The organism is Oceanibaculum indicum P24 (assembly GCF_000299935.1).
GTDB lineage: Bacteria > Pseudomonadota > Alphaproteobacteria > Oceanibaculales > Oceanibaculaceae > Oceanibaculum > Oceanibaculum indicum.
On record NZ_AMRL01000001.1, the window covers coordinates 193,264 to 215,686 of the forward strand.

21 protein-coding genes and 1 riboswitch are annotated in these 22,423 nt (G+C 66.1%); of the genes, 14 read left to right on the forward strand and 7 right to left on the reverse strand.

Annotated features, from left to right (window positions below):
• Positions 1-31 precede the first annotated feature (31 nt).
• The 4 genes from P24_RS00905 to P24_RS00920 all read left to right on the forward strand — a co-directional run bounded on the left by P24_RS00905 (position 32) and on the right by P24_RS00920 (position 3,824).
• The gene (locus P24_RS00905; RefSeq protein WP_008942799.1) at positions 32-754 is read left to right on the forward strand and encodes an SDR family oxidoreductase; all 723 of its coding nucleotides are present in this window, start codon (positions 32-34) and stop codon (positions 752-754) included.
• A 246-nt stretch (positions 755-1,000) separates the two neighbouring features.
• Positions 1,001-1,075: riboswitch (SAM riboswitch) on the forward strand.
• 232 nt (positions 1,076-1,307) lie between these two features.
• Positions 1,308-2,369: a methionine ABC transporter ATP-binding protein gene (locus P24_RS00910; RefSeq protein WP_008942800.1), complete on the forward strand. Its 1,062-nt coding sequence runs from the start codon at positions 1,308-1,310 to the stop codon at positions 2,367-2,369.
• Positions 2,338-3,003 carry a methionine ABC transporter permease gene (locus P24_RS00915; RefSeq protein WP_008942801.1) on the forward strand — a complete coding sequence of 222 codons (666 nt, stop codon included), beginning with the start codon at positions 2,338-2,340 and terminating at the stop codon, positions 3,001-3,003. Before P24_RS00910 ends, P24_RS00915 begins: the two co-directional genes overlap by 32 nt.
• A 32-nt stretch (positions 3,004-3,035) precedes the next feature.
• Positions 3,036-3,824 (forward strand): MetQ/NlpA family ABC transporter substrate-binding protein, encoded by a 789-nt coding sequence (locus P24_RS00920; RefSeq protein WP_008942802.1) that lies wholly within the window; start codon positions 3,036-3,038, stop codon positions 3,822-3,824.
• A 154-nt stretch (positions 3,825-3,978) separates the two neighbouring features.
• On the opposite strand, the gene P24_RS00925 is transcribed toward P24_RS00920, so the two are convergent.
• Positions 3,979-4,782, reverse strand: a complete 804-nt coding sequence (locus tag P24_RS00925) for an enoyl-CoA hydratase (protein ID WP_008942803.1) — start codon at positions 4,780-4,782, stop codon at positions 3,979-3,981.
• An 80-nt stretch (positions 4,783-4,862) separates the two neighbouring features.
• On the reverse strand, positions 4,863-5,624 hold the full coding sequence (locus tag P24_RS00930; RefSeq protein ID WP_008942804.1) for an AraC family transcriptional regulator: 762 nt from the start codon (positions 5,622-5,624) through the stop codon (positions 4,863-4,865).
• A gap of 306 nt (positions 5,625-5,930) precedes the next feature.
• Between P24_RS00930 and P24_RS00935 the strand changes: the two genes are divergently transcribed.
• Positions 5,931-7,142, forward strand: a complete 1,212-nt coding sequence (locus tag P24_RS00935) for an MFS transporter (RefSeq protein WP_008942805.1) — start codon at positions 5,931-5,933, stop codon at positions 7,140-7,142.
• 15 nt (positions 7,143-7,157) lie between these two features.
• Here P24_RS00935 and P24_RS00940 read toward each other — a convergent pair whose 3' ends face one another.
• Entirely contained in the window at positions 7,158-8,516 is a 1,359-nt protein-coding gene (locus P24_RS00940; protein WP_040706154.1) for a formimidoylglutamate deiminase, read from the reverse strand.
• A 145-nt stretch (positions 8,517-8,661) separates the two neighbouring features.
• Between P24_RS00940 and hutG the strand changes: the two genes are divergently transcribed.
• Positions 8,662-9,498, forward strand: coding sequence for an N-formylglutamate deformylase (gene hutG / locus P24_RS00945; protein ID WP_008942807.1), 837 nt, complete (start codon positions 8,662-8,664; stop codon positions 9,496-9,498).
• Positions 9,495-10,682 carry an NAD(P)/FAD-dependent oxidoreductase gene (locus P24_RS00950; RefSeq protein WP_008942808.1) on the forward strand — a complete coding sequence of 396 codons (1,188 nt, stop codon included), beginning with the start codon at positions 9,495-9,497 and terminating at the stop codon, positions 10,680-10,682. Before hutG ends, P24_RS00950 begins: the two co-directional genes overlap by 4 nt.
• Here P24_RS00950 and P24_RS00955 read toward each other — a convergent pair.
• The 3 genes from P24_RS00955 to P24_RS00965 form a co-directional block, all read right to left on the reverse strand.
• Entirely contained in the window at positions 10,679-12,904 is a 2,226-nt protein-coding gene (locus P24_RS00955; RefSeq protein ID WP_008942809.1) for a TRAP transporter permease, read from the reverse strand. The two genes, P24_RS00950 and P24_RS00955, sit on opposite strands and share 4 nt — an antisense overlap.
• 23 nt (positions 12,905-12,927) lie before the next feature.
• A complete protein-coding gene (locus P24_RS00960; RefSeq protein ID WP_008942810.1) occupies positions 12,928-13,317 on the reverse strand; it encodes a DUF1850 domain-containing protein in 390 nt (129 codons plus the stop codon).
• A 92-nt stretch (positions 13,318-13,409) separates the two neighbouring features.
• Positions 13,410-14,375, reverse strand: coding sequence for a TAXI family TRAP transporter solute-binding subunit (locus P24_RS00965; RefSeq protein WP_008942811.1), 966 nt, complete (start codon positions 14,373-14,375; stop codon positions 13,410-13,412).
• A 418-nt stretch (positions 14,376-14,793) separates the two neighbouring features.
• On the opposite strand from P24_RS00965, the gene P24_RS00970 reads away from it, so the two are divergent.
• The 7 genes from P24_RS00970 (at position 14,794) to P24_RS01000 (ending at position 21,653) form a co-directional block, all read left to right on the forward strand.
• Positions 14,794-16,008, forward strand: coding sequence for an amino acid ABC transporter substrate-binding protein (locus tag P24_RS00970; RefSeq protein ID WP_008942812.1), 1,215 nt, complete (start codon positions 14,794-14,796; stop codon positions 16,006-16,008).
• Between the two features lie 91 nt (positions 16,009-16,099).
• Entirely contained in the window at positions 16,100-16,951 is an 852-nt protein-coding gene (locus tag P24_RS00975) for a branched-chain amino acid ABC transporter permease (RefSeq protein ID WP_040706158.1), read from the forward strand.
• Positions 16,952-16,965: 14 nt separating this feature from the next.
• On the forward strand, positions 16,966-17,913 hold the full coding sequence (locus P24_RS00980) for a branched-chain amino acid ABC transporter permease (RefSeq protein WP_237740145.1): 948 nt from the start codon (positions 16,966-16,968) through the stop codon (positions 17,911-17,913).
• The gene (locus P24_RS00985; protein WP_008942815.1) at positions 17,910-18,680 is read left to right on the forward strand and encodes an ABC transporter ATP-binding protein; all 771 of its coding nucleotides are present in this window, start codon (positions 17,910-17,912) and stop codon (positions 18,678-18,680) included. The genes P24_RS00980 and P24_RS00985 overlap by 4 nt, the downstream gene beginning before the upstream one ends.
• Positions 18,673-19,389, forward strand: a complete 717-nt coding sequence (locus P24_RS00990; protein ID WP_008942816.1) for an ABC transporter ATP-binding protein — start codon at positions 18,673-18,675, stop codon at positions 19,387-19,389. The genes P24_RS00985 and P24_RS00990 overlap by 8 nt, the downstream gene beginning before the upstream one ends.
• Positions 19,390-19,584: 195 nt before the next feature.
• Positions 19,585-20,805: an amino acid ABC transporter substrate-binding protein gene (locus P24_RS00995; RefSeq protein ID WP_008942817.1), complete on the forward strand. Its 1,221-nt coding sequence runs from the start codon at positions 19,585-19,587 to the stop codon at positions 20,803-20,805.
• Between the two features lie 20 nt (positions 20,806-20,825).
• The gene (locus tag P24_RS01000) at positions 20,826-21,653 is read left to right on the forward strand and encodes a phytanoyl-CoA dioxygenase family protein (RefSeq protein WP_008942818.1); all 828 of its coding nucleotides are present in this window, start codon (positions 20,826-20,828) and stop codon (positions 21,651-21,653) included.
• A gap of 7 nt (positions 21,654-21,660) precedes the next feature.
• Here the strand turns inward: P24_RS01000 and P24_RS01005 are convergent, their stop codons facing one another.
• Positions 21,661-22,395, reverse strand: a complete 735-nt coding sequence (locus P24_RS01005) for a phosphoribosyltransferase (protein ID WP_008942819.1) — start codon at positions 22,393-22,395, stop codon at positions 21,661-21,663.
• Positions 22,396-22,423: the final 28 nt, after the last annotated feature.

Consider the following 22,423-nt stretch of genomic DNA (forward strand, 5'->3'; position numbering starts at 1 on the left):
TACGCCCGCAGGGCGGAACAGGGAGGAAGCAATGTCGAAACCCATCACCCTCATCACCGGCGCCAGCCGGGGCATCGGCCTGGCGCTGGCGAAAGACATGGCGGCGCGCGGCCATCATGTGATCGGCCTGTCGCGCAGCGCGCCGAAGGAGGGCTTTCCCGGCGACTATGTGACCGGCGATCTGTCGGATGCTGCTGACACCGCCCGCGCGCTGGCGGAGATCGCGAAGACCTATCAGGTCGATAATCTGGTGAACAATGCCGGCCTGATCACCGTGGAGCGGCTGGAGCAGGCCAGCCTGCCGGCCTTCGAGCAGATGATCGCGGTGAACATGCGCGCGCTGCTGCAATGCAGCCAGGCCGTGCTGCCGGCGATGAAGGCAAAGCGGCGCGGGCGCATCGTGAATATCGGCAGCCGCGCCGCGCTGGGCAAGGAAGGGCGCGGCATCTACGGCGGCACCAAGGCTGCCGTTGTCGGCTTCACCCGCAGCTGGGCGCTGGAGCTGGCGCGCGACGGCATCACCGTGAACTGCGTCGCCCCCGGCCCCATCGAGACCGAGCTGTTCCGCGATGCCAACCCGCCGGGCAGCCCACAGGCCGAGGCGCTGATCGCCACCGTGCCGGTCGGCCGCATCGGCCAGCCTTCCGAAGTGGCGGCGGCCTGCGCCTATTTCATGTCCGACGGGGCCGGCTTCGTCACCGGCCAGGTGCTGAATGTCTGCGGCGGCCTGACCGTCGGCCAAGTGGTGATGTAGGGGGGACTTCCCCTCTCCCCTCTTCTTTCTCGTCACCCTCGGGCTTGACCCGAGGGTCCAGCGGTCAGTGCGGTTCGCTCGGTCAATGGATGGTCGGATCAAGTCCGACCATGACGAAAGAGAAAGCGGTTCTTCCGCGGAGAGAGTTCAGCCCCCATTGTGCGTTGCAAAAAATTCAGCCCCCTCCTGCGCACATTTCCGCTTGACGGAAAAACCGCCATCCCTATCTTCACCAGCAGACAGGGAAACTTGTCTCGCGGTGATTTGAGGGAGCAGCTTGCGCCGCGTCAACAAACGCTAAAGCGCCACGGAGCGTATTCGTGGTTTTCCCGTCTGTTGATGGAGTGAGCCATGTGTGCGCTTTTTTTATTGCCTGATTTCCCGGCCTCCGGCGCCACCCGCCGAATGTGCCGCTGCCGCTGTCGAACCTGACAGCCGGCCTGGCCCGGCCCTCTTCCGCAAGAGCGCCCGGCCCTTTTTCCCTTTTCCAGAACGATTGAACCCGCCCGCCAGCGGGGACATTCCGTCATCCTTACGTCAGGAGTCCCAGGACATGATCCAGCTCGATCAGGTCTCCAAACATTACCCGCCGCCCAAGCGCGGTGGACCTGCTGTTACCGCCCTGAACGAGGTCAGCCTGACCATCGGGGCCGGTGAGATCTACGGCATCATCGGCCGGTCGGGTGCCGGCAAATCGACGCTGATCCGCGTCATCAACCGGCTTGAGGCCCCCACCTCCGGCCGCGTGCTGGTGGACGGTGTGGAGATATCCGCCCTGTCCGGCGCCGCCCTGCGCCGGGAACGCCGGGGCATCGGCATGATCTTCCAGCATTTCAACCTGCTGTCCTCGCGCAGCGTGTTCGACAATGTGGCACTGCCACTGGAACTGGCCGGCCTGCCGAAAGCCGCGATCAAAGCCAGGGTCGAGCCGCTGCTGGAACTGGTCGGCCTTACCGACAAGCGCGACCGCTACCCCGCCGAACTGTCCGGCGGGCAGAAGCAGCGCGTCGGCATCGCCCGCGCGCTGGCGACCGAGCCGAAGGTGCTGCTGTGTGACGAGGCGACCAGCGCGCTGGACCCGGAAACCACACGCGACGTGCTGCGGCTGATCGCCGAGATCAACCGCAAGCTGGGGCTGACGGTCGTCCTCATCACCCACGAGATGCATGTCATCAAGGAAATCTGCCACAAGGTGGCGGTGCTGGAGGCCGGCAGGGTGATCGAACAGGGCAGCGTGTTCGAGGTATTCACCCGGCCGCAGCACCCGACCACGCGCTCCTTCATCGGCATAGTGACCGGCATTGACCTGCCGCCGTCGCTGGCCAACCAGTTGCAGGCCGAGGCGCAGCCGGGCGGCGAGGCGGTGCTGCTGATCCGCTTCACCGGCGACAGCGCCGACCAGCCGATCCTCAGCCGACTGGCCCGGCATCACGGCATCGACGCCAACATCCTGTCGGGCCGCATCGACCATATCCAGGGCCGGCCCTTCGGCACGCTGGTGGTCTCCCTGCCCAATGGCGAGACGCTGGGCACAGCACTCGCCTTCTTCCAGTCCCATCAACTTTCCGTGGAGGTCCTGGGCCATGTCGCACCAGCTCTTCTTGCTGCTGGCTGAAGCCACGCTCGACACGCTCTACATGGTCGCGCTGTCCGGCGCCATCGGCACGGCGCTGGGCCTGCCGCTCGGTGTCTGGCTGGCGACCTCCGGCCAGGGCGAACTGCTGGCCGCCCCGCTGTTCAACCGCATCGGCGGGGTGCTGGTGAATGCCACCCGCTCGACGCCCTTCATCATCCTGGTGGTGGCGATCATCCCGTTCACGCGGCTGGTCGCCGGCACTTCCATCGGCACCAGTGCGGCCATCGTACCGCTGACCGTGGCCGCCACGCCCTTCATCGCGCGCATCGTCGAGACGGCAATCCGCGAGGTGGATCGCGGGCTGGTCGAGGCGGCGGAGACGATGGGCGCCACCCCCTTGCAGATCATCGCCAAGGTGCTGGTGCCGGAAGCCCTGCCCGGCATCCTGCTGGGCCTCACTTTGGCCATCGTCAGCCTGATCGGCTACTCGGCCATGGTCGGCGCGGTCGGCGGCGGCGGGCTGGGCGATCTTGGCATCCGCTATGGCTACCAGCGTTTCATGCCGGAGGTGATGGCCGCCGTCGTCCTCCTCCTCATCGTGCTTGTGCAGGGCATCCAGTCGCTGGGCGAACGCCTCGCCCGGCGGGTGAACAAGCGCCTGCGCACCGCCTGATTTTCCAAGTCAAAACCAAAGGAGTATCTCTCATGAACAAGCGTATCCTCGGCGGCCTCGCCGCCCTGCTGCTCACCGCCGGTCTCGCCGGTGCCGCCTCGGCGGAGACCATCCGCGTCGGCGTCTCCGCTGGCCCGCACGCCGAAATCCTGGAGCAGGTGAAGAAGGTCGCGGCACAGGACGGGCTCGACATCAAGATCATCGAGTTCACCGACTATGTCGTGCCGAACACCGCGCTGGCGTCCGGCGATATCGAGGCCAATTCCTTCCAGCACCTGCCCTATCTGGACAATCAGGTGAAAGATCGCGGCTTCAAGCTGGTGTCGGTCGGCCAGACCGTGGTGTTCCCGATGGGCTTCTATTCGAAGAAGGTGAAGTCCTTCGACGCGCTGCCCGAGGGCGCCACCGTGGCGATCCAGAACGACCCGACCAATGGCGGCCGCTCGCTGCTGCTGCTGCAGGCCAAGGGCGTCATCAAGCTGCGCGACGGCGTCGGCCTGAAGCCGACCCTGCTGGACATCGCGGAGAACCCCAAGAAGCTGCGCCTGATCGAGCTGGACGCGGCGCAGCTGCCGCGCTCCCTGGATGACGTCACGGCAGCGGCGGTGAACACCAACTACGCCGTCGAGGCCGGCCTCGACCCGGTGAAGGACGCCATCGCGCGGGAGACTGCCGAGTCGCCCTACACCAACATCATCGCCGTACGCGAGCAGGACAAGGGCAAGCCCTGGGTTGCCGCCCTGCTGAAGGCCTATCACACCCAGCCGGTGAAGGAATTCATCCAGACCCGCTTCAAGGGCGCGGTCGTCACCAGCTGGTAAGGCTTACCTCTCCGACCTGTCACCCGCTCCGACCTGTCACCCTCGGGCTTGACCCGGGGGTCCAGGGGCGGTGCCTTGCCTGTAGCGTTACAGAACATGGCCCCTGGATTGCCGGGTCAAGCCCGGGAATGACAAAGGCGAAGCAACCAGCCCCCTACTTCGCCTTGCGGCGTTCCTCGCGTGCCTTCAGGAAATCATCCATCATGCGGCGCGGCTCCTCGCCCTTCCAGGCGGTGGCGAAACTGTCGATGCCGGCAGCCACGGCGGCGCGCAGCGGCAGGTCCTCCCAGTCGCGGATCAGCTTCTTCTGCAATCGGATCGAGACCGGCCCGCATTCCACGAGGCTCGCCAGCCAGTCATCGACCGCCGCATCGAGATCGGCGGCCGGCACCAGCTTCTCGACGAATCCCCATTTCTCGGCCTCGGCGGCGCTGAAATTCTCGCCCAGCAGCAGGATCTGACGGGTGCGGCCCCAGCCGATCAACCCCGGCAGCAAGGCGGCTTCCACCACGGAGGGGATGCCCAGCTTCACCTCCGGCATGCCGAAGACGGCGCTGTCCACGGCGATGCGCAGATCGCAGGCCGCCGCCAGCTCCAGCCCCGCGCCCAGCGTATAGCCGTTGATCCGCGCGATCACCGGCACCGGCACCTGCCGCACCGCGTTGCAGCAGCCATGCACGCGGGTGATGAAGGCGCGCGCCTTGTGCTCGTCCAGCCCGGCCATCTCATCGATATTCGCCCCGCCGACAAAGGCCTTCTCGCCCTCGCCGGTCAGCACAACGGCCAGCAGGCTGTCGTCGCGCGCCAGCTCGGCGAAAATGGCGGTGAACTCCTCCATCAGCGGCGTGCTCATGGTGTTCAGCTTGCGCGCATTGGCGATGGTCACGCGCGCGACGCGGCCCTTCTTCCCGTGATCGTCATAGCGCAGCTGGATGTAGCTCGGCTGGTCGGTCATCATTTCCCCCCTCAATTTCGTTATCCGATGTCTCGGCCAGCAAGGCGGCAGGGTCAAGGGGCGATGGCGCAGACCTGTCCCGCTCATTCCCGGAAATAGCGCGAGGGCGGCACGCCGAAGGCACGGCGGAACATGGCGATGAAGGCGCTGACACTGTCATAGCCTAGGTCGAGCGCCACCTGCGTGACCGGATGGCCGGCGGCAAGCAGCTCCAGCGCCCGTACGAGGCGCGCCTGCTGGCGCCAGGCGGCGAAGCCCATGCCGGTCTCGCGGCGGAACAGCCGGGCGAGCGTGCTGACGCTGGCGCCGGCCTGCCGGCCCCACTCCTCCAGCGGGCGGTTGTCGGCAAGGTCGGCCAGCAGCGCCCGGCAGATCGCGGCCAGCCGGCGGTCCGCCGGCATCGGCAGGTGCAGCGGCATGATCGGCAGCACATGCAGCTGGTCCAGCACCACCGCCATCAGCCGCCCGTCCGGCCCCTGCTCGTCATAGAGCGGTGGGATGTCCATCGCCCGCAGGATCAGCTCGCGCAGAAGCGGCGGGACGGCAACTACGCGGCAATCCGGCGGCAGGCGCGATGCCGCCGCCCCACTCAGATAGAGCGTCCGCATCTCGACAGCACCGGTCATGCGGATGGAATGGGCGATCCCGCCCGGCATCCACAGCGCGCGCTGCGGCGGAATCACCCAGAGACCGCCGCCCGCCGCTGGCACGGAGACGGTCATCACCCCGCGCGCCGCATAGATCAGCTGCGCGCGCCGGTGCACATGCGGCGGGATGGTGTGCCCGTCGGGAAAATCGATGGCCAGTGGCACCACCGGGCGCGGCACATCCTCCAGCCCTTTCACTTCCAGGCTGGGGCGATAGGTTTGACTGGTTTGCGATATCTCTTGGCTAACCATCGCAAGATGGTCGCACCGGCGCGGCCTAGAGTCGAGGAGAGATGAGTATGGATAGGAACGCGTTGTCAGTTTCTTAATCCAACCGTCATTCCCGGGCTTGTCCCGGGAATCCAGGCTTCAGCTTGCTTCGGCATCGCCCGTGCGGGCTGGACCCTGGATTCCCGCAACAAGTGCGGGGGTGACGGATGGAGAGAATCGCTGCGTGGCAGCGAACCCGCTCCATACGGCACTGAAAGGCGAACGAGGACACCCATGAGCGTGCATCGCGACCGGACCGGCTTCCTGTTCCTGAATGTCGGCCATTTCTACGACCATCTGTTCATGTTGCTGTTCCCGACGGCGGTGCTTGCGATGGCGGCCGACCCGGTGTTCGGCGGCTCCTACGCCGATGTCTTGTCACTGTCCGTGTTCGGCTTCGTCGCCTTCGGCGCGGCCTCGATCCCCGCCGGCTGGCTGGGCGACCGCTGGAGCAAGACCGGCATGATGTCGGTGTTTTTCATCGGCATCGGCATGGCCTCGATCCTGACCGGCTTCGCCCGCTCGCCGCTGGAACTGGCGGCCGGGCTGACGCTGATCGGCCTGTTCGCCGCGATCTATCACCCGGTCGGCATCGCCATGGTGGCCGCCGACGCGGAGAAGCTGGGCAAGGCGCTGGGCATCAACGGCGTGTGGGGCAATCTGGGCGTCGCCGCCGCCGGTATCACAGCGGGCGCGCTGGCCGACCAGTGGGGCTGGCGCGCGGTGTTCATCCTGCCGGGCCTGGTCTCCATCGCCACCGGCATCGCCTATATGGTCTTCGCCCGCCGGCAGGCCGCGAAGGGTGCGGCGAAGAAGCCGGCGCGCGTGCATATCGCGCTGACAGCCTCGCAGATGAAGCTGCTGTTCGGCGTGGTGATCGTGGCCACCCTGTGCGGCGGCATCATCTTCCACGCCACCACGGTCGGCCTGCCGAAGCTGATCGCCGAGCGCACCGCCAGCTTTGCCGGCACCACCACGCAGATCGGCGCGCTGGTCACCGCGATCTATGTCATCGCGGCCTGCGCGCAGATCGTCGTCGGCCATCTGATCGACCGCTACCCGCTGAAGCTGATCTATGTCGGCGTCATCATCCTGCAGGTGCCGCTGTTCCTCATCGCCGCCAATGCGGAGGGCGCGCTGATGGTCGCGGCCGCCATCGGCATGATGCTGCTGGTGTTCGGCGCGATCCCGATCAACGACGCCATCGTCGCGCGCTATGGCGCGGCAGAGTGGCGCTCGCGCATGTATGCGGCGAAATATGTGCTGTCACTGGGCGTCAGCGCCGCCGCCGTGCCGATGATCGCCGGGCTGCACCAGGGCGGTGGCGGATTCGCCACGCTGATGCTGGTGCTGGCCGTGCTGGCGGCGATCATCACGCTGGCCGCAGCCCTGATGCCAACCGGCGCGTCGGAGAAGAAGATGCCTGCCCCGGCAGCGGCCGAGTAGGCTTGGGCGAATAGCTCAGCCCCGCAAGCCGTCCAGCGCGGCGCGGTAGCGCGCTGCCAGCGCGTCGCGGGCGCGGTGCCGGCCGCCCTCCACCAGAATCTCGCCGCCGACGATGACCCTGTCGATGGCCGACTTGCCGGCAACGAAGATATAGGAATCCAGCCAGCGGTCGCCGCGCGCCAGCGCGATATCGGGATGATTGGCATCCAGCACCACGATATCGGCGCGGTGGCCGGCCGCCAGCGCGCCGATCCGGCGGCCCAGCGCCTGCGCCCCGCCATCCAGCGCCGCATCGTAAAGGGCGCGGCCGGTGGAGGCGCCTTCCTGTCCGCGCACCATCAGATTGCGTCCCCGGTCGCGCAGGCGCTGGCTGTATTCCAGCATCTTCAGTTCTCCGGGGGCATCCAGTTCGATATTGGAATCGCTGCCGATGCCGTAACGCCCGCCCTGCGCCAGGTAATTCACCCCGTCAAAGATGCCGTCTCCCAGATTGGCCTCGGTCAGCGGACACAGGCCGGCGACCGCGCCGGATGCGGCCATTGCGGTGGTTTCCGCCGGCAGCAGGTGCGTCGCATGCACCAGGCACCAGCGCCCGTCCACCTGCTGGTTCTCCAGCAGCCATTCGACCGGCCGGCGGCCCGACCAGGCGAGGCAGGACTCGACCTCCTGCATCTGCTCGGCGATGTGGATATGGACCGGCCCGTCCGGGACCATCCCGGCCAGTGCGGTGATCTCCTCCGGCGTTGCCGCGCGCAGGCTGTGCGGCGCGAGGCCCAGCCGCGCATCCGGCAGGGCGGTAAGTGCCTTCCCGGCGCCTTCCAGCAGCCGCGCAAAGCCATCGAGATCGTTCACGAAGCGGCGCTGTCCCTCGGTCGGCGGCAACCCGCCAAAGCCGCCATGGGCATAGAACACCGGCAGCAGGGTCAGGCCAATGCCGCTGGCCTGCGCCGCCGCCGCGATGCGGGCCGACAGTTCCGCCCGGTCGGCATAGGGCTGCCCGTCCGGACCGTGATGCAGATAGTGGAATTCGGCCAGCGCGGTAAAGCCGCCCTCCACCATCTGCATCATCGCATAGGCGCTGATCGCCTCCACGCTTTCGGGCGTCAGCCGATCCAGGAAGCGGTACATGACCTGCCGCCAGGTCCAGAAGGAATCGGAGGCCGGTCCGCGCGTCTCGGCCAGCCCTGCCATGCCACGCTGGAAGGCGTGGCTGTGCAGGTCCGGCATGCCGGGCAGGGCAATGCCGGCGATGCGCTCGCCATCGCCCGTGGCATCCGGCTCGATCTTCTCGATCCAGCCATCGGCAATCGTGAGGGCGACCCGGTCGGCCCAGCCATCGGGCAGCAGGGCATGGTCGAAAATCAGCCGGCGCATCGTGCCTACTCCATAATTCGCGCGCATCATTCCTCGGCTGCGAAAATTATGTCTAGACATAATCCGCAGGCGGGGCTTCATCTTCGCACAATCGACCTCCGGCCTTCCAAGGCGCCCTCATGCCCGCGACCAACAGAGATTACCGATGACCAACTGGCTGACCATCCGCCGGGGCGATGCGCCCCTCGTGCTGAGCTTCCCGCATACCGGCACGGATATTCCGGCGGCGTTCGAGAACCGGCTGGTCTCGCCCTGGCTGGCGCGCAAGGATGCCGACTGGTGGATCGAGAAGCTGTACGACTTCGCCGCCGATATGGGCGCCACCCTGGTGCGCACCGGTATCTCGCGCACCATCATCGATGTGAATCGCGATCCGTCCGGCGTGTCGCTCTACCCCGGCCAGGCGACCACCGGCCTGTGCCCGCTCACCAGCTTCGATGGCGAGCCGCTGTACAAGGACGGCGAGGAGCCGGACGAGGCGGAGATCGCGGCGCGCCGTACGACCTATTTCCAGCCCTATCACGATGCGCTGGCGGCGGAGATCGCGCGGCTGCGGGAAAGCCATCCGGCCGTGGTGCTGTATGACTGCCACTCCATCCGCTCGGTCATTCCGCGCCTGTTCGAGGACACGCTGCCGGTGTTCAACATCGGCACCAATTCCGGCGCCTCCTGCGCCCCGGAACTGGCCGAGGCGGTGCACGCGCAGTGCGCGCAAAGTGATTTCCCCGCCGTGCTGAACGGCCGCTTCAAGGGCGGCTATATCACCCGCCACTATGGCAAGCCGGCGGACGGCGTGCATGCCGTGCAGATGGAACTGGGCTGCCGTGGCTATATGCAGGAGCCCCTTGGGCCGGTCAACGAGGATAACTGGCCGACACCCTATGACCCCGCCTATGCCGCGCCGATCCGCACGGTGCTGACCGCGATCATGGAAGAGTGCCTGGATTTCGCCAACGCCGAGAAGAAGAAGGCCGCACGATGAGCAAGAGTTACGATGTCGCTGTGATTGGCGGTGGCGCCATCGGCACTGCCGTTGCCTTCCACCTGACCCGCCTGGGGGCGGGCCGTGTCGCGCTTTTCGAGCGTCAGCAGATCGCCAACGGCACCACGGCGCAGTCCAGCGGCCTGCTGCGCGCGCATTATTCCGTACCGGCCAATATGGCGCTGGCCAAGGCCTCGCTGGAAATGTTCGAGGGCTTCGGCGAGATGATCGGCGATGAGGAGGCCTCCGCCGGCTTCATCCGCTGCGGCTATATTATCGTGGCGCCCGAGGGGGAGTCGTCGCAGGCGGTGCGCGGCGCCATCGCGCATCAGGCCGGCATCGGTATCGAGGCGCGGCTGATCGACAGGGCCGAGGCGCTGGAACTGCATCCCTGGCTGAACCTGGACGACATCGACGCCATCGGCTATGAGCCGGGCGCGGGCTTTGCCGACCCCTACCTGACGGCCAGCTGGTTCGCCCGCGCCGCCAAGCGCGCCGGGGCCGATATCCGCCAGGGTGTCTCGGTCGAGGGGCTGCTGATGGACGGCAACCGGGTCACAGGGCTGAAGACCTCCGAGGGCGATGTGCAGGCCGGCGCTGTGGTGGCGGCGATGAATGTGTGGAGCCATGACCTCACGCGCTGGACTGGCGTCACACTGCCGATGAGCATCACACGGCATGACGTGCTGGCCTTCGAGGTGGATGAGCCCTATACGCCGCGCTTCCCGATCCTGAAGGATCTGGCCTCGCCCAGCCTGCTCTATACCCGCTCCACCTCCGGCAGCCAGATTCTGGTCGGCACAGGCGACGAAGGCGTGGAGACCGACTCGACGGAAACCGTGGATGCCGATATCCCGCTGGACTGGATCGTCGAGCAGGGCGAGGCGCTGGCCCACCGCATGCCGAAATTCGAGGAGGCGCGGTTCGTGACCTCCTGGTCGGGCCTCTATGACACCACGCCGGACTGGAACCCGGTGCTGGGGCCGCTGCCCGGCATCGAGGGGCTGAACGTCGCCTTCGGCTTGTCCGGCCATGGCTTCAAGCTGTCGCCGATGATCGGCCGGCTGCTGGCGCAGGCGGCGCTCGGCCTGCCCACCGACCAGCCGCTGGAGCCCTATCGCTTCAGCCGCTTCGCCGAGGGCCAGCCGCTGCGCGGCACCTATGGCGCGGGGGCCGTGTCCTAAGCTGACGAAAGACGCCGCGCCGCCAGCCAGTTGCCGCCCAGCGCCAGGGCGGCGATAGCGGCGCCGACCAGGATGCCGCGCAGATCGTTGAAGATCAGCAGCAGCCCGGCAACGCTGAGCGCCAGCTTCGTCCAGCCCGACACGGCGGCGCGGAAATGGCCGATATAGGCGACCGACAGGCACAGCACAGACAAGAGGCCGCTCAGCATCGCCTGAGCGAATTCCAGCCAGGTGAAATCCACCAGCAGCATGCTGGGCGCATAGACGAACATGAAGGGCACCAGCGCCTTGCCCATCGACAGCCGGAAGGCGGTGGTGCCGGTGCGCATCGGCTCCGACCCGGCAATGCCGGCCCCGGCATAGGCGGCCAGCGCCACCGGCGGCGTCACATCGGCCAGAACCCCATAATAGAACACGAAGAAATGCGTCACCAGCAGCGGCACGCCCAGATCGTGCAGCGCCGGCGCAGCGATGGACGCCAGAATGATATAGGTCGGCGTCGTCGGGATACCGGCGCCCATCAGGATGCAGGCGATGGCGATGAACACCAGCGCGAAGAACAGCGTCACGCCCTGCTGGCCGATCCAGCCGGTAAAGTCGAAGGCCAGCACCGTCTCCGCCGCCGAGGAGGCAAGCTGCAGCACGGCGCCGGAGAATTTGAAGCCGATGCCCGACAGGGTGGCGATGCCGAGGATGAAGCCGACGCAGGCACAAGCGGCACCGATGCCCAGCGCATATTTCGCCCCCAGCTCGAACCCCTCGATGAGCTGGCGCGGCTTCAGCGCGGAGGACGGGTCCAGCGACTTGAAGCCCAGCGGCCGCAGGATCAGCGGCAGGTAGCCGCACAGGATGGTCAGGATGATGCCCCAGAAGGCCGCCAGGAACGGCGTGTACTGCATCAGCAGCAGCGTCACCATCGCCAGCAGCGGGATCAGCAGATGCCAGGACCGGGCCATCACCTCCAGGAAGATCGGGATGTGGCGGCGGTCCATGCCGGACAGGCCGAGGCGCTTGGCCTCCAGATGCACCATCAGCAGCATGGCGAAATAGTGGAAGATCGCCGGGAAGATCGCGATCAGGATCAGGTGGTTGTAGGGCACGCCCAGCATCTCGGCCATGACGAAGGCCGACGCCCCCATGATCGGCGGCGTGATCTGCCCGCCGCACGAGGCCGAGGCCTCTACCCCGCCCGCAAAACGCGGCGAGAAGCCGCTGCGCTTCATCAACGGGATGGTCAGCGCGCCGGTCGTCACCGTGTTGGCGATGGAGGAGCCGGAGATCATGCCGAACAGGCCGGAGGAAACCACCGAGACCTTGGCGGCACCACCGGAATAACGCCCGGCGACGATGGTGGCGAGGTTCATGAAGAGCTGGCCGAGGCCGGTCAGCTGCATCAGCACGCCGAACAGCACGAAGTGGAACACATAGGTTGCCACAACGCCGACCGCGATGCCGTAGATACCCTCGGTGCCGATATAGATGTGGTTGACGATGCGCAGGATGCTGTAGCCCCGATGCCCCAGCACGCCCGGCAGATACGGCCCCAGCATGCCGTAGAGCAGGCAGGCGACGCCGATGATCGGCAGCGACAGCCCCATGGTGCGGCGCGTCGCCTCCACCACCATGATGATGGCCAGAACGCCCATCATGTAGTCCTGGCCGATCGGATCGCCGACCCGGTTGATGAAGATATCCTCGAAGAAGACGACGAAATACAGCGACACCGAGGCGGCGACGGCGGCCATGATCCAGTCGCGCCAGGCAATGCGGTTGCGCTCCGTCCCCAGGAACTTGAAGGGCAGCGTCAGGAAGGACACGCCGGCGATCAGCAGCACGAAGATCCACGTCCCCTCGCCCTCGCCACGGCCTTCCAGCGCTCGCGCCATGTCGTAGGCAAGGTAGAGGTAGAAGGCGACGAACCCCAGGCTGACCGGCCATTCCACCGCCGGGCGGGCGCGCCGCTGCTCCGGGAACACCAGATAGATCAGCGCCAGCACGAAGGCGAGATGGATGGACCGGTGGGCAATCTCGTTCAGCAGGCCGAAGCCCGCCGTGTAGACATGGAACAGCGACAGCAGCACGCCCATCACAGTGACGATGATGGCCGCCCCGCCAATCAGCTGACGGAAATTCGATTCCGGATCGTACTCCTCGACCAGCCGGTCGATCTGGTCTTTTGACAGCGCCTCTTCCGGCTGCGCGTGCGTCTCGCGATCCGTCACCTTAATCCCCCCTCGTCAAAACCTTATCCGCAGGGCAGCGGCACCAGTTCCAGCCGGCGCGCACCCCACTGCGTCAGATCCAGGCTTTCCGCCCCGTCCAGCCGGTTGCCATAGGGCGCACTGACCCGGACATAGAGCGGTCCCATCGCGCGGTGCATATGCAACACGAAGCGCCCGTCGCGCAACTCCAACCTTTCGCCCGGCCGGTCGGCGCCATAGGGCAGGCCGAAACCATGCTGGTCGAATTCCTCCGCGGTCTGGACGATGTGCCCGTCTTCCAACCGGTAGCGGCTGACCACCGGGGTCAGCGCGACGGAATGGATGTAGCGCAGGGCGAAGCCGCCATCGGGGCCGGCCGTCATCTCCGCCAGCTTCGTGCCGTCCGGATGGCCCTGGATGCCGATGCGCGGCACGCAGGCACTCCCGTCCGGCGTTCCGGCACAACCGGCAAGCACAAGCAGAAACAGGGCGACCGAAGCCGCCCTGCCTGTGGTAACGGGCCGGCTTATTTCAGTACGCCCTTTTCGCGGTAGAACTTCTCCGCGCCCGGATGCAGCGGGATGGAAACCGACTGCAGCGCCGTCGCCAGGGTGATGTTCTTGCCTTGGGTGTGCACCTTGGCAAGCGTCTCGGTGTTCTCGTAGGCGGCCTTCACCACGGCGTAGGCGACCTCGTCCGACACATCGGCATGGCTGGCCCAGATCGCCATCACCGCCAGCGTCTCGACCGCCGCGGTCTGGCCCTTGTAGGTGTCCGCCGCCAGGGTGACGGAGGCGTAGTAGGGCTGCTTCTTCTTCAGCGCCTCGACCTCCGGGCCGGCCAGCGGCACGACGCTGATCGGGTGGCCATTGGCGAGATCCAGCACCGAGGAGGTCGGCGTGCCGGCAGTGATCAGGCTGGCGACGAGGTTGCCGTCCTTGATCTTGTCCACCGACTGCGCGAAGGAGGAGAAATCTTCCTTCACATCCTCGCGCTTCATGCCGTGCACTTCCAGCAGGTCGCCCAGCAGCTGCCACTGGCCAGAGCCCGGCGAGCCGGAGGACACCGACTTGCCCTTCAGGTCAGCGAACTTCTTCACGCCGGAATCGGCGCGCACGATGAGCTGCACGGTTTCCGGATAGAGCGCACCCAGCGCCCGGATGTTCTTCACCGCGCCGTCCTTGAACTGGTTCTCGCCCTTGTAGGCGGCGTCCAGAATGTCGGCGGCGATGAAGGCGCTCTCGATCTCGCCACGGCCCAGCAGCTTGGCGTTGGCGACCGAGGCATTGCCGGTCTCGGCGGTCGCGGCCAGCTTCTTGCCATCGATGACGGTATTGTTCGACAGCACCTGGGCCAGCATGCCGCCCAGCGGGTAATAGGTGCCGCCGGTGCCGCCGGTCGCGATGCCGAAGAAGACGCGCTGCTGCGCGTCGGCCTGGCTGGAAAGTGCGAGGCCGGCGGCGAGGGCCAGCGATGCGAATTTCAGTTTCATGGAAACATCCCCTGTTCAAGACTAAGGACACGGCAAGCGCCCTGAGCAGCGCTGCACACCGTCCTGGCGCGATCCTAGCCGCTCGCCTTTCAGGACGCCAGCGGCGAAGCGCAGGTCGCGGCGCTGCCGGCAAGTGCGGCACGTCGTCGCTGCACGGTTTCGCGCCATTCGCCGTCATCAAACGACTAAACATTAGCCAATTCCGCCTGCCGCTCCGCCGCCCCGGACAATTAGTTGCTATTGAAACTATTGGCGTTACGGCTTTTGGCATGAGGCTTGCGGTGACTCATATTCGGCTATGCCGGGGCAAGCGCCGGACAGGCACGGGACGGACAGGGCGTCCCCACCCTGCCGGGTAAAGCAGCGCCCTGGCGTGCGGCCGACCGCAACAACCATGGCAAACGCTAGGGGTCGCAACATGTTTGGGAAATTCAAGGACACAGCCTTCGTCGCGGCGGCAGCCGTCGCTCTCGTCTCGACTGCCAGCCTTCCTTCCGCGGCTAATGCCGCCGACGTGCTGCGCATCGGCGCGCCGCTGGCGCTGACCGGCGGCCTGGCCGACGAGGGAAAGAAGCAGGAAGGCGTCTGGCAGCTCTGGCTGGACAAGGTGAATGCCAATGGCGGCATCAAGGTCGGCGGCAAGACCATGAAGGTCGAGTTGGTGAAGTACGACTACCAGACCGACGGCAAGCGCGCCGGCCAGCTGGCCGAGAAGCTGGTGACCGACGACAAGGTGGACGTGCTGATGGCGCCGTTCGGCTCCGGCCATACCAAGATCGTCGCCGCCGTCGCGGAACGCTATCAGGTGCCGCTGCTGGCCTGCGTCGCCTCCTCCGAATCGGTCTATGACCAGGGCTTCAAGTACCTGTTCGGCACGCTGGCGCCGAATGGCGGCATGACCGATGCGATGGCCGTGATGTTCAAGGAGAAGATGCCCTCCACCGCGAAGATCGCCGTCTATGGCCGCGACGACGTGTTCCCGAAATCGATGGCGACCGCTATGGCGAAGTCCGCCGAGTCCGCCGGGCTGAAGGTCGTCTATAACGAGCTGTATGCCGTCGGCACCATGGATCATTCCGCCGCCCTGTCGGCGATCAAAGCCGCCTCGCCGGACTGGATCTACATGACCGGCTATACCCAGGACCTGATCCTGGGCCGCAAGCAGATGAAGGATCTGGGCATCGAGGCGCCGATCATCACCATGGTCACCGGCCCGGCCTATCGTGAGTTCACCGAAGGCCTGGGCGATCTGGCCGATGGCGTCACCAGCTCGACCTGGTGGCACCATGCCACCGCCTATACCGGCGCCACCGGCGTCTGGGACACCACGGCGGGTTTCTACAAGGACTTCACCGCCGCCTTCAAGACCGACCCGGACTATGTCCACGCTTCCTGCGCGGCGGCCGCCGATGTGCTGGTGAATGCGGTGCAGAAGGCCGGCTCCACCGATAAGACGAAGGTGCGCGACGCGCTGGCCGCGACCGACATGCTGACCTTCTACGGCCCGATCAAGTTCGGCGCCAACGGCATGAACCAGGGCCGCGAGATGCCGGTGATCCAGGTGCAGGGCAAGGACATCAAGGTCCTGTACCCGGCCGGCATCGCCAATGCCGACATGATCGCGGTGAAGTAAGCGATCTACCGACCTGACCGGGGGAGGCTCCCTCCCCCGGTTCCCTCCTTGTCCGTCCGGCACCGCAAAAGGGAACCCGGCCGTGGATTTCATGCAAATACTCGTCAACGGCATCGTGCTGGGGGCGCTCTACGCCTGCATCGCTGTCGGTTTCTCGCTGGTCTGGGGCGTGCTGAATGTCATCAACATGCTGCACGGCTCCTTCATCATTCTGGGCGGCTATCTCACCTTCTTCGCCTGGTTCCACCTGAAGATCGACCCGGTGCTGGCGCTGCCCGTCGTCGCCCTCATCCTCTATGGCGTGGGCTTCGCGCTGCAGTACCTGTTCATCAACAAGGTGGTGACGGCGCCGGTGCTGACGACGCTGACGCTGACCTTCGGCCTCGACATGATCCTCTATAACCTGATGACGGTGTTCTTCACCGCCACGCCGCGCCGCGTGACACTGGATCTGGGCAGCGCCGAGGTGCTGGGCGTGGTCATGCCGATGGACCGGCTGCTGGGCATGGCGCTGGCCTTCGTGCTGACCGGCATCCTGTATCTCGTCATGCGCGGCTCGCGCATCGGCCGCGCCATCGTCGCCGTGCGCATGGACCGCCAGGCCGCCGCCCTGATGGGCATCCAGGTGAACCGCATCTACGCCATCACCTTCGGCATCGGCGCGCTGATGGCCGGCGCCGCCGGCGCGGTCTTCGCCATGGTGTTCCCGGTGACAACGAACCTGACCGGCGCCTTCCTCGGCAAGGCCTTCGTGATCTGCGTCATTGGCGGGCTCGGCAGCGTGCCCGGCGCGCTGGTCGGCGGCATCGCGCTCGGCATCATCGAGAGCTTCGCCGGCTATCTGATCGGCCCGCAGCACGCCATTACGCTGGGCTTCGTGATCATGCTGGTGCTGCTGATCGTCCGCCCGACCGGCCTGGTCGGCGTGAAGGGGTACGAATGATGACCGGCTCTCGCATGCGCTACGCTCTGCTGGCGGCCTGGATCGTGCTGCTGGCGGCCACCCCGCTGTTCGCCGACAATTACACCGTGCGCATCGCCATCACGGTGGCGATGTATTCTGCGATGGCGCTGTCCTGGAACTTCATCGGCGGCTTTGCCGGCTATCCCTCCTTCTCCACCGCCGCCTTCTTCGGGCTGGGCTGCTATGTCGGCGCGCTGGCGCAGCGCAACGGCGTGCCGCTGGTGCTGGCCTGGACGCTGGCGACGATCTTCGTCACCGCCTTCGCGGTGGCGCTGGGCGCGATCATCCTGCGCCTGAAGGGCCATTACTTCGCCATCGGCTCGATCGCCGTGGTCGAGGTGGTGCGCCTCGTCATCTCCTCCTGGGGCAGCCTGACCGGCGGCGGCGACGGGCTGAACGTGCCGCTGCTCTCCGGCGGGCCGGACCGGGTGGCGGCCACCGTGCTGTATGTCATGCTGGCGGTCATGCTGGCCGCCTTCGTGGCGACCGTGCTGGTGGACCGCGCGCGGCTGGGCTTCGGGCTGCGCTGCATCAACCAGAATGAGGATGCTGCCGACATGGTGGGCATCGACACCACGCGCTACAAGATCATGGGCTATGCGCTGTCTGCCCTGTTCTGCGGCACGGTGGGGGCGATCTACGCCTCTTGGGTCGGCTATATCGACCCGACCGACAGCTTCTCCATCCTGCTCACCGTGAAGGTGCCGGTGATGGTGCTGCTGGGCGGAGCTGGCACGGTGTTCGGTCCTGTCGTCGGGGCCGGCCTGTTCGTGCTGCTGGAGGAGTTCTTCTGGGCGAACTTCCTGGAATGGAACCGCGCCATCCTGGGCGGCATCATCGTGTTCCTGATCTTCTTCCTGCCGGGCGGCTTCCTGAAGCTGGACTACCGCAAGCTGCTGCGCCGCATCGGCATCCCGGCCAAGCAGGGAGGCGCGGCATGACCGAGATCCTGCGTCTTGAGAATGTCTCCAAGGCCTTTGGCGGCATCCATGCCGTGAACGATGTCTCGTTCACCTTGCAGGAAGGGGAGATCGTCGGGCTGATCGGCCCGAACGGTGCCGGCAAGACGACGCTGGTGAACCTGATCACCGGGGTGCATCCGCTGACCTCCGGCAAGGTGGTGTTCGCCGGCACCGATGTCAGCCGGCAGAAGCCGTTCCAGGCGGCCCGGCGCGGCCTCGCCCGCACCTTCCAGATCGTCCAGCCCTTCCCGGAGATGAGCGTTCTGGAGAATGTCGCCGCCGGGTCGCTGTTCGGCGGCGGGCGCGGCGGCATGGCGGAGGCGATGCAGGCCGCCCGCGACGAGCTGGAATTCGTCGGGTTGGGCCATGTCGCGGAGCAGCCGGCGGCTCTCTTGAGCCTGCCCAACCGCAAGCGGCTGGAACTGGCCAAGAGCCTGGCCATGAAACCCAAGGTGCTGCTGCTGGACGAGGTGAATGCCGGGCTGAACGCGGCGGAGATCGACGGCGCGCTGGAGCTGATCCGCAAGATCGCCGCGCGCGGCATCACCATCATCCTGATCGAGCATCTGATGAAGGTCGTGCTGTCGATCTCCCAGCGCATCCTGGTGCTGCATCATGGCGAGCTGATCGCGCAGGGCGATCCGCAGGCTGTCGTCAATGATCCGCGTGTGGTGGAGGCCTATCTGGGCGCCAAGTTCGCCGCGCGCTTTGCAACGCCAATCGCCGAAGGGGCAAGCAATGGCTGACGCCTTCCTGACCATCGACAAGCTGCAGTCCGGCTATGGCGACGTGCAGGTGCTGTGGGACATCTCGGTCGCTGTCGAACGCGGCGGCATCACCTGCATCGTGGGCTCCAACGGCGCCGGCAAGACCACCCTGCTGCGCACCATCTCGGGCCTGCTGAAGCCGCGCGGCGGCAGCATCAAGCTGGACGGGGAGGAGATCGGCGGCCTCGCCCCCGACGGCATCCTGACGCGCGGCGTTGCCCATGTGCCGGAGGGCAGGCGCCTGTTCAAGGGGCTGACCGTGCAGGACAATCTTCTGCTCGGCGCCTATCTGCGGCGCGACCGGCCGGAGATCGAGTCGGACCTAAACTTCGTCTATGACATGTTCCCGATCCTGAAGGAGCGCCGCAAGCAGGACGCCACCACCCTGTCCGGTGGTGAGCAGCAGATGTGCGCCATCGGCCGGGGATTGCTGTCGCGCCCGAAGCTGCTGATGATCGACGAGCTGTCGCTCGGCCTCGCCCCCCGGCTGGTCGAGAAGCTGGGCGAGGCGCTGATCGAGATCAACCGCACCGGCCTCACCATCCTGCTGGTCGAGCAGGACGTGCTGACCGCCTTCGAGATCGCCCGCCACGCCTTCGTCATCGAAACCGGCCGGGTCTCGATGGCCGGCACCACGGCGGAGCTGGGCGAGAACCCGAAGATCCGCGAAGCCTATATGGGCATGTGAGGCACCTGCCCTTTTCCTGGGCGGCCGCTGCCGAATTTCGCGGCGGCCAGCCTGCTCCAGATGCTCTGGAAATAAGGTCATAGCGCATATAACTGTTGTAATTACTACATCTTCTCTAATTGAATAATTTGGCATGCATATTGCTGATTTCTCCCTACCGCGATCCCGCGGCCACTCTGGAGAAAGGCACGCACGATGCACGCACGCGCAGCACACCCGATCCGCAGGGGCGCCGCCCTCTTCCGCACTCTTGCCCTGACTGGCGCCCTGACCGTTGCGCTTGCCAGTGCTGCCGTGGCCGCGGACACCATCCGCATCGGCTCGCCGCTGGCGCTGACCGGGGCGCTGGCCGCCGAGGGCAGCAAGCAGAAGCTGGCCTACGATCTGTGGCTGGAGCGCGTGAACGCCGCCGGCGGCATCCAGGTTGGCGGCAAGAAGATGCCGGTCGAACTCGTGACCTATGACTACCAGACCGACGGCAAGCGCGCCGGGCAGCTCGCCGAGAAGCTGATCACCGATGACAAGGTGGACTTCCTGACGGCACCCTTCGGGTCGGGCCACACCAAGATCACCGCCGCCGTCGCCGAACGCTATGGCGTGCCGATCATCGCGGTCGCCTCGTCCGAGCCGGTGCACGACCAGGGTTTCAAATACCTGTTCGGCACGCTGGCCCCGTCCAGCGGGCTGATCGACGGCATGCTGTCGCTGTTCAAACAGACCAAGCCGGACCTGAAGAGCATCGCCATCCTGGGCCGCGATGACGTGTTCCCGAAGATCATGGCCAGCCTGATGGCCAAGGGGGCGGAGAAGGCCGGGTTGAAAGTCGCCTATAACGAGCTGTATCCCGTCGGCACCATGGACCATGCCACGGCGCTGACCAGCATGAAGTCGGCCGCGCCCGACTGGATCTACGTTACTGGCTACACCGCCGATCTGATCCTGGTAACCAAGCAGATGAACGATCTGGGCGTGAAGGCGCCGATCGTGACCATGATCACCGGCCCCGCCTACAAGGAATATGCCGAGACGCTGGGCCCGCTGGCGGAGAATGTGACCAGTGCCTCCTGGTGGCACTATTCCGCCGTCTATGAGGGCGATGATATGTTCGGTTCGACCAAGGCCTTCTACGACGCCGTGGTCAAGGCCTCCGGGCAGGAGCCCGACTATGTCCATGCCTCCTCCGCCGCCGCGCTGATCGTGCTGCAGAAAGCCATCGAGAAGGCCGGCACGCTGGACCGCGAGGCCGTTCGCAAGGCGCTCAGCGAGATCGACATCAAGACCTTCTACGGGCCGATCAAGTTCCGCGCCGATGGGCTGAACGATAACCGCAACCTGCCGATCATCCAGATCCAGGATGGCAAGCCGGTGGTTCTTGCCCCCGCCGACATCGCCTCAGCCAAGATGAAGCTGAACTGAGCGCCGGAAAGGAAACGATCATGTCCGGCAAACTGACCGAAGCCGAAGTTGAGCATTTCAACACCCAGGGCTATTTCGTGAAGAAGCGCGCCATCTCCGCGGCCCACGCTGCGGACTGCCGTGCGCGCATCGAGGCCTTTGAGGAAGCGCTCGGCGAGGACTGCAATGTCCGCATGAAGATCAAGGCGCATCTGGTATCGCCCTGGATGACCGATCTCGCACGCCACCCGCTGATCCTGGATGCAGTGGAATCCCTGCTGGGGCCGGACATATTGCTGTTCGGCTCCTCCATGTTCGCCAAGGCGGCGAAGAGCAGCAAGTTCGTGTCCTGGCATCAGGATTCCGCCTATTACGGGCTGGAACCGAACGATTCGGTAACGGTCTGGCTGGCCTTCACGCCCAGCAACAAGGCGAATGGCTGCCTGCGCGTGCTGCCCGGCTCCCATCTCGGCCCCCAGTATGAGCATGAAGAGACCTACGATCCGCAGAACCTGCTTGCGCGCGGCCAGACCATCCACGGGCTGGACGACGACAAGGCTGCCTATCTGGAGCTGGAGCCCGGCGAATTCTCCATCCACCATGTGCGCACCGCCCATGGCAGCCTGGGCAATTTCACCGGCGACCGCCGGATCGGGCTCGCCTTCTTCTATATCGGCGCGCATGTCGCCTCGACCCTGGGCCGGCGCACGGCGCTGAAGGTGCGCGGCGAGGACCGCCATAATCACTGGGACGACGATCCGGTGCCGCGCATCGACCTCGATCCGCGCTCGCTGCAGTTCCTCACCGATATGTGGAGCCGCTATCAGAGCAAGGACATCCAGCAGGCCGCCAAGGCCGACCGGGTCTAGGCTAGGCCTACTCTGCCAGCGTGCCGGGGATGGGCGCCCAGCCGCCCTCCACCCGCTCGAACACCGGGGCGGAAAAGGCACTGTGCACCATGCCGGCAAGGGCCGGGTCGCGCTCGTTCAGACGGGCGCGCCAGGCCACGCCCTGCTTCATCGCCACAACAATCCCGGCAATCGTGCAGTCCAGCCGTTCCAGCAGCGACAGTACCGACAGCAGCGTGGTGCCGCTGGACACCGCATCATCCACCACAGCGACCCGCCGGCCCTTCAGGCGCGGCAGCATGTTGGGGTCGATGAAGACGGATTTGCGGCCGCCCGGGCTGGTGATGGAATGCACCGGCTCCGACAGCTCGTCGCGGTACCAGAATTTCCGCGAATAGCCGAGCGGCACGAAATTGGGATGACCCAGCAGCCGCGCCACGGTAGGTGCGAAGACCAGACCCAGCGTCGGCACGCCGATGACGAGGTCGGCCCCGATGGCGCGCGCCTTGTCCGCCATGTGGCCGGCCAGCACCTCGGTCACCGCGAAGCTGGCCTGATTGGCGATCAGTGAGGCAACGGCCCGGCCGCCATCCGGCAGCCGGCGCAGCGGCAGCACCAGGATGCGCCCATCCGGCAATAGCGCCGGATAGCCATAGCGGTAAGGCGCAACCACCTGCCCTGCCGGATCATCTGCTGGCAGGATTTCCTGCCAGAAACCGGTGGTCGGCTTGACGTAATCGTCCTGCTCGGGCGGGATGCTCATGATGGTTTTCCGGAAGAGGTGAAAAGTC

Bases quoted from the DNA above. Each gene is read 5' to 3' on its own strand.
- P24_RS00920 (WP_008942802.1), top strand. From the start codon at position 3,036: ATGAACAAGCGTATCCTCGGCGGCCTCGCCGCCCTGCTGCTCACCGCC.
- P24_RS00905 (WP_008942799.1), top strand. From the start codon at position 32: ATGTCGAAACCCATCACCCTCATCACCGGCGCCAGCCGGGGCATCGGC.
- P24_RS00990 (WP_008942816.1), top strand. From the start codon at position 18,673: ATGGCTGACGCCTTCCTGACCATCGACAAGCTGCAGTCCGGCTATGGC.
- P24_RS00935 (WP_008942805.1), top strand. From the start codon at position 5,931: ATGAGCGTGCATCGCGACCGGACCGGCTTCCTGTTCCTGAATGTCGGC.
- P24_RS00985 (WP_008942815.1), top strand. From the start codon at position 17,910: ATGACCGAGATCCTGCGTCTTGAGAATGTCTCCAAGGCCTTTGGCGGC.
- P24_RS00995 (WP_008942817.1), top strand. From the start codon at position 19,585: ATGCACGCACGCGCAGCACACCCGATCCGCAGGGGCGCCGCCCTCTTC.
- hutG (WP_008942807.1), top strand. From the start codon at position 8,662: ATGACCAACTGGCTGACCATCCGCCGGGGCGATGCGCCCCTCGTGCTG.
- P24_RS00915 (WP_008942801.1), top strand. From the start codon at position 2,338: ATGTCGCACCAGCTCTTCTTGCTGCTGGCTGAAGCCACGCTCGACACG.
- P24_RS01005 (WP_008942819.1), bottom strand. From the start codon at position 22,395: ATGAGCATCCCGCCCGAGCAGGACGATTACGTCAAGCCGACCACCGGT.
- P24_RS00965 (WP_008942811.1), bottom strand. From the start codon at position 14,375: ATGAAACTGAAATTCGCATCGCTGGCCCTCGCCGCCGGCCTCGCACTT.
- P24_RS00910 (WP_008942800.1), top strand. From the start codon at position 1,308: ATGATCCAGCTCGATCAGGTCTCCAAACATTACCCGCCGCCCAAGCGC.
- P24_RS00975 (WP_040706158.1), top strand. From the start codon at position 16,100: ATGCAAATACTCGTCAACGGCATCGTGCTGGGGGCGCTCTACGCCTGC.
- P24_RS00970 (WP_008942812.1), top strand. From the start codon at position 14,794: ATGTTTGGGAAATTCAAGGACACAGCCTTCGTCGCGGCGGCAGCCGTC.
- P24_RS00940 (WP_040706154.1), bottom strand. From the start codon at position 8,516: ATGCGCCGGCTGATTTTCGACCATGCCCTGCTGCCCGATGGCTGGGCC.
- P24_RS00980 (WP_237740145.1), top strand. From the start codon at position 16,966: ATGCGCTACGCTCTGCTGGCGGCCTGGATCGTGCTGCTGGCGGCCACC.
- P24_RS00950 (WP_008942808.1), top strand. From the start codon at position 9,495: ATGAGCAAGAGTTACGATGTCGCTGTGATTGGCGGTGGCGCCATCGGC.
- P24_RS01000 (WP_008942818.1), top strand. From the start codon at position 20,826: ATGTCCGGCAAACTGACCGAAGCCGAAGTTGAGCATTTCAACACCCAG.
- P24_RS00925 (WP_008942803.1), bottom strand. From the start codon at position 4,782: ATGATGACCGACCAGCCGAGCTACATCCAGCTGCGCTATGACGATCAC.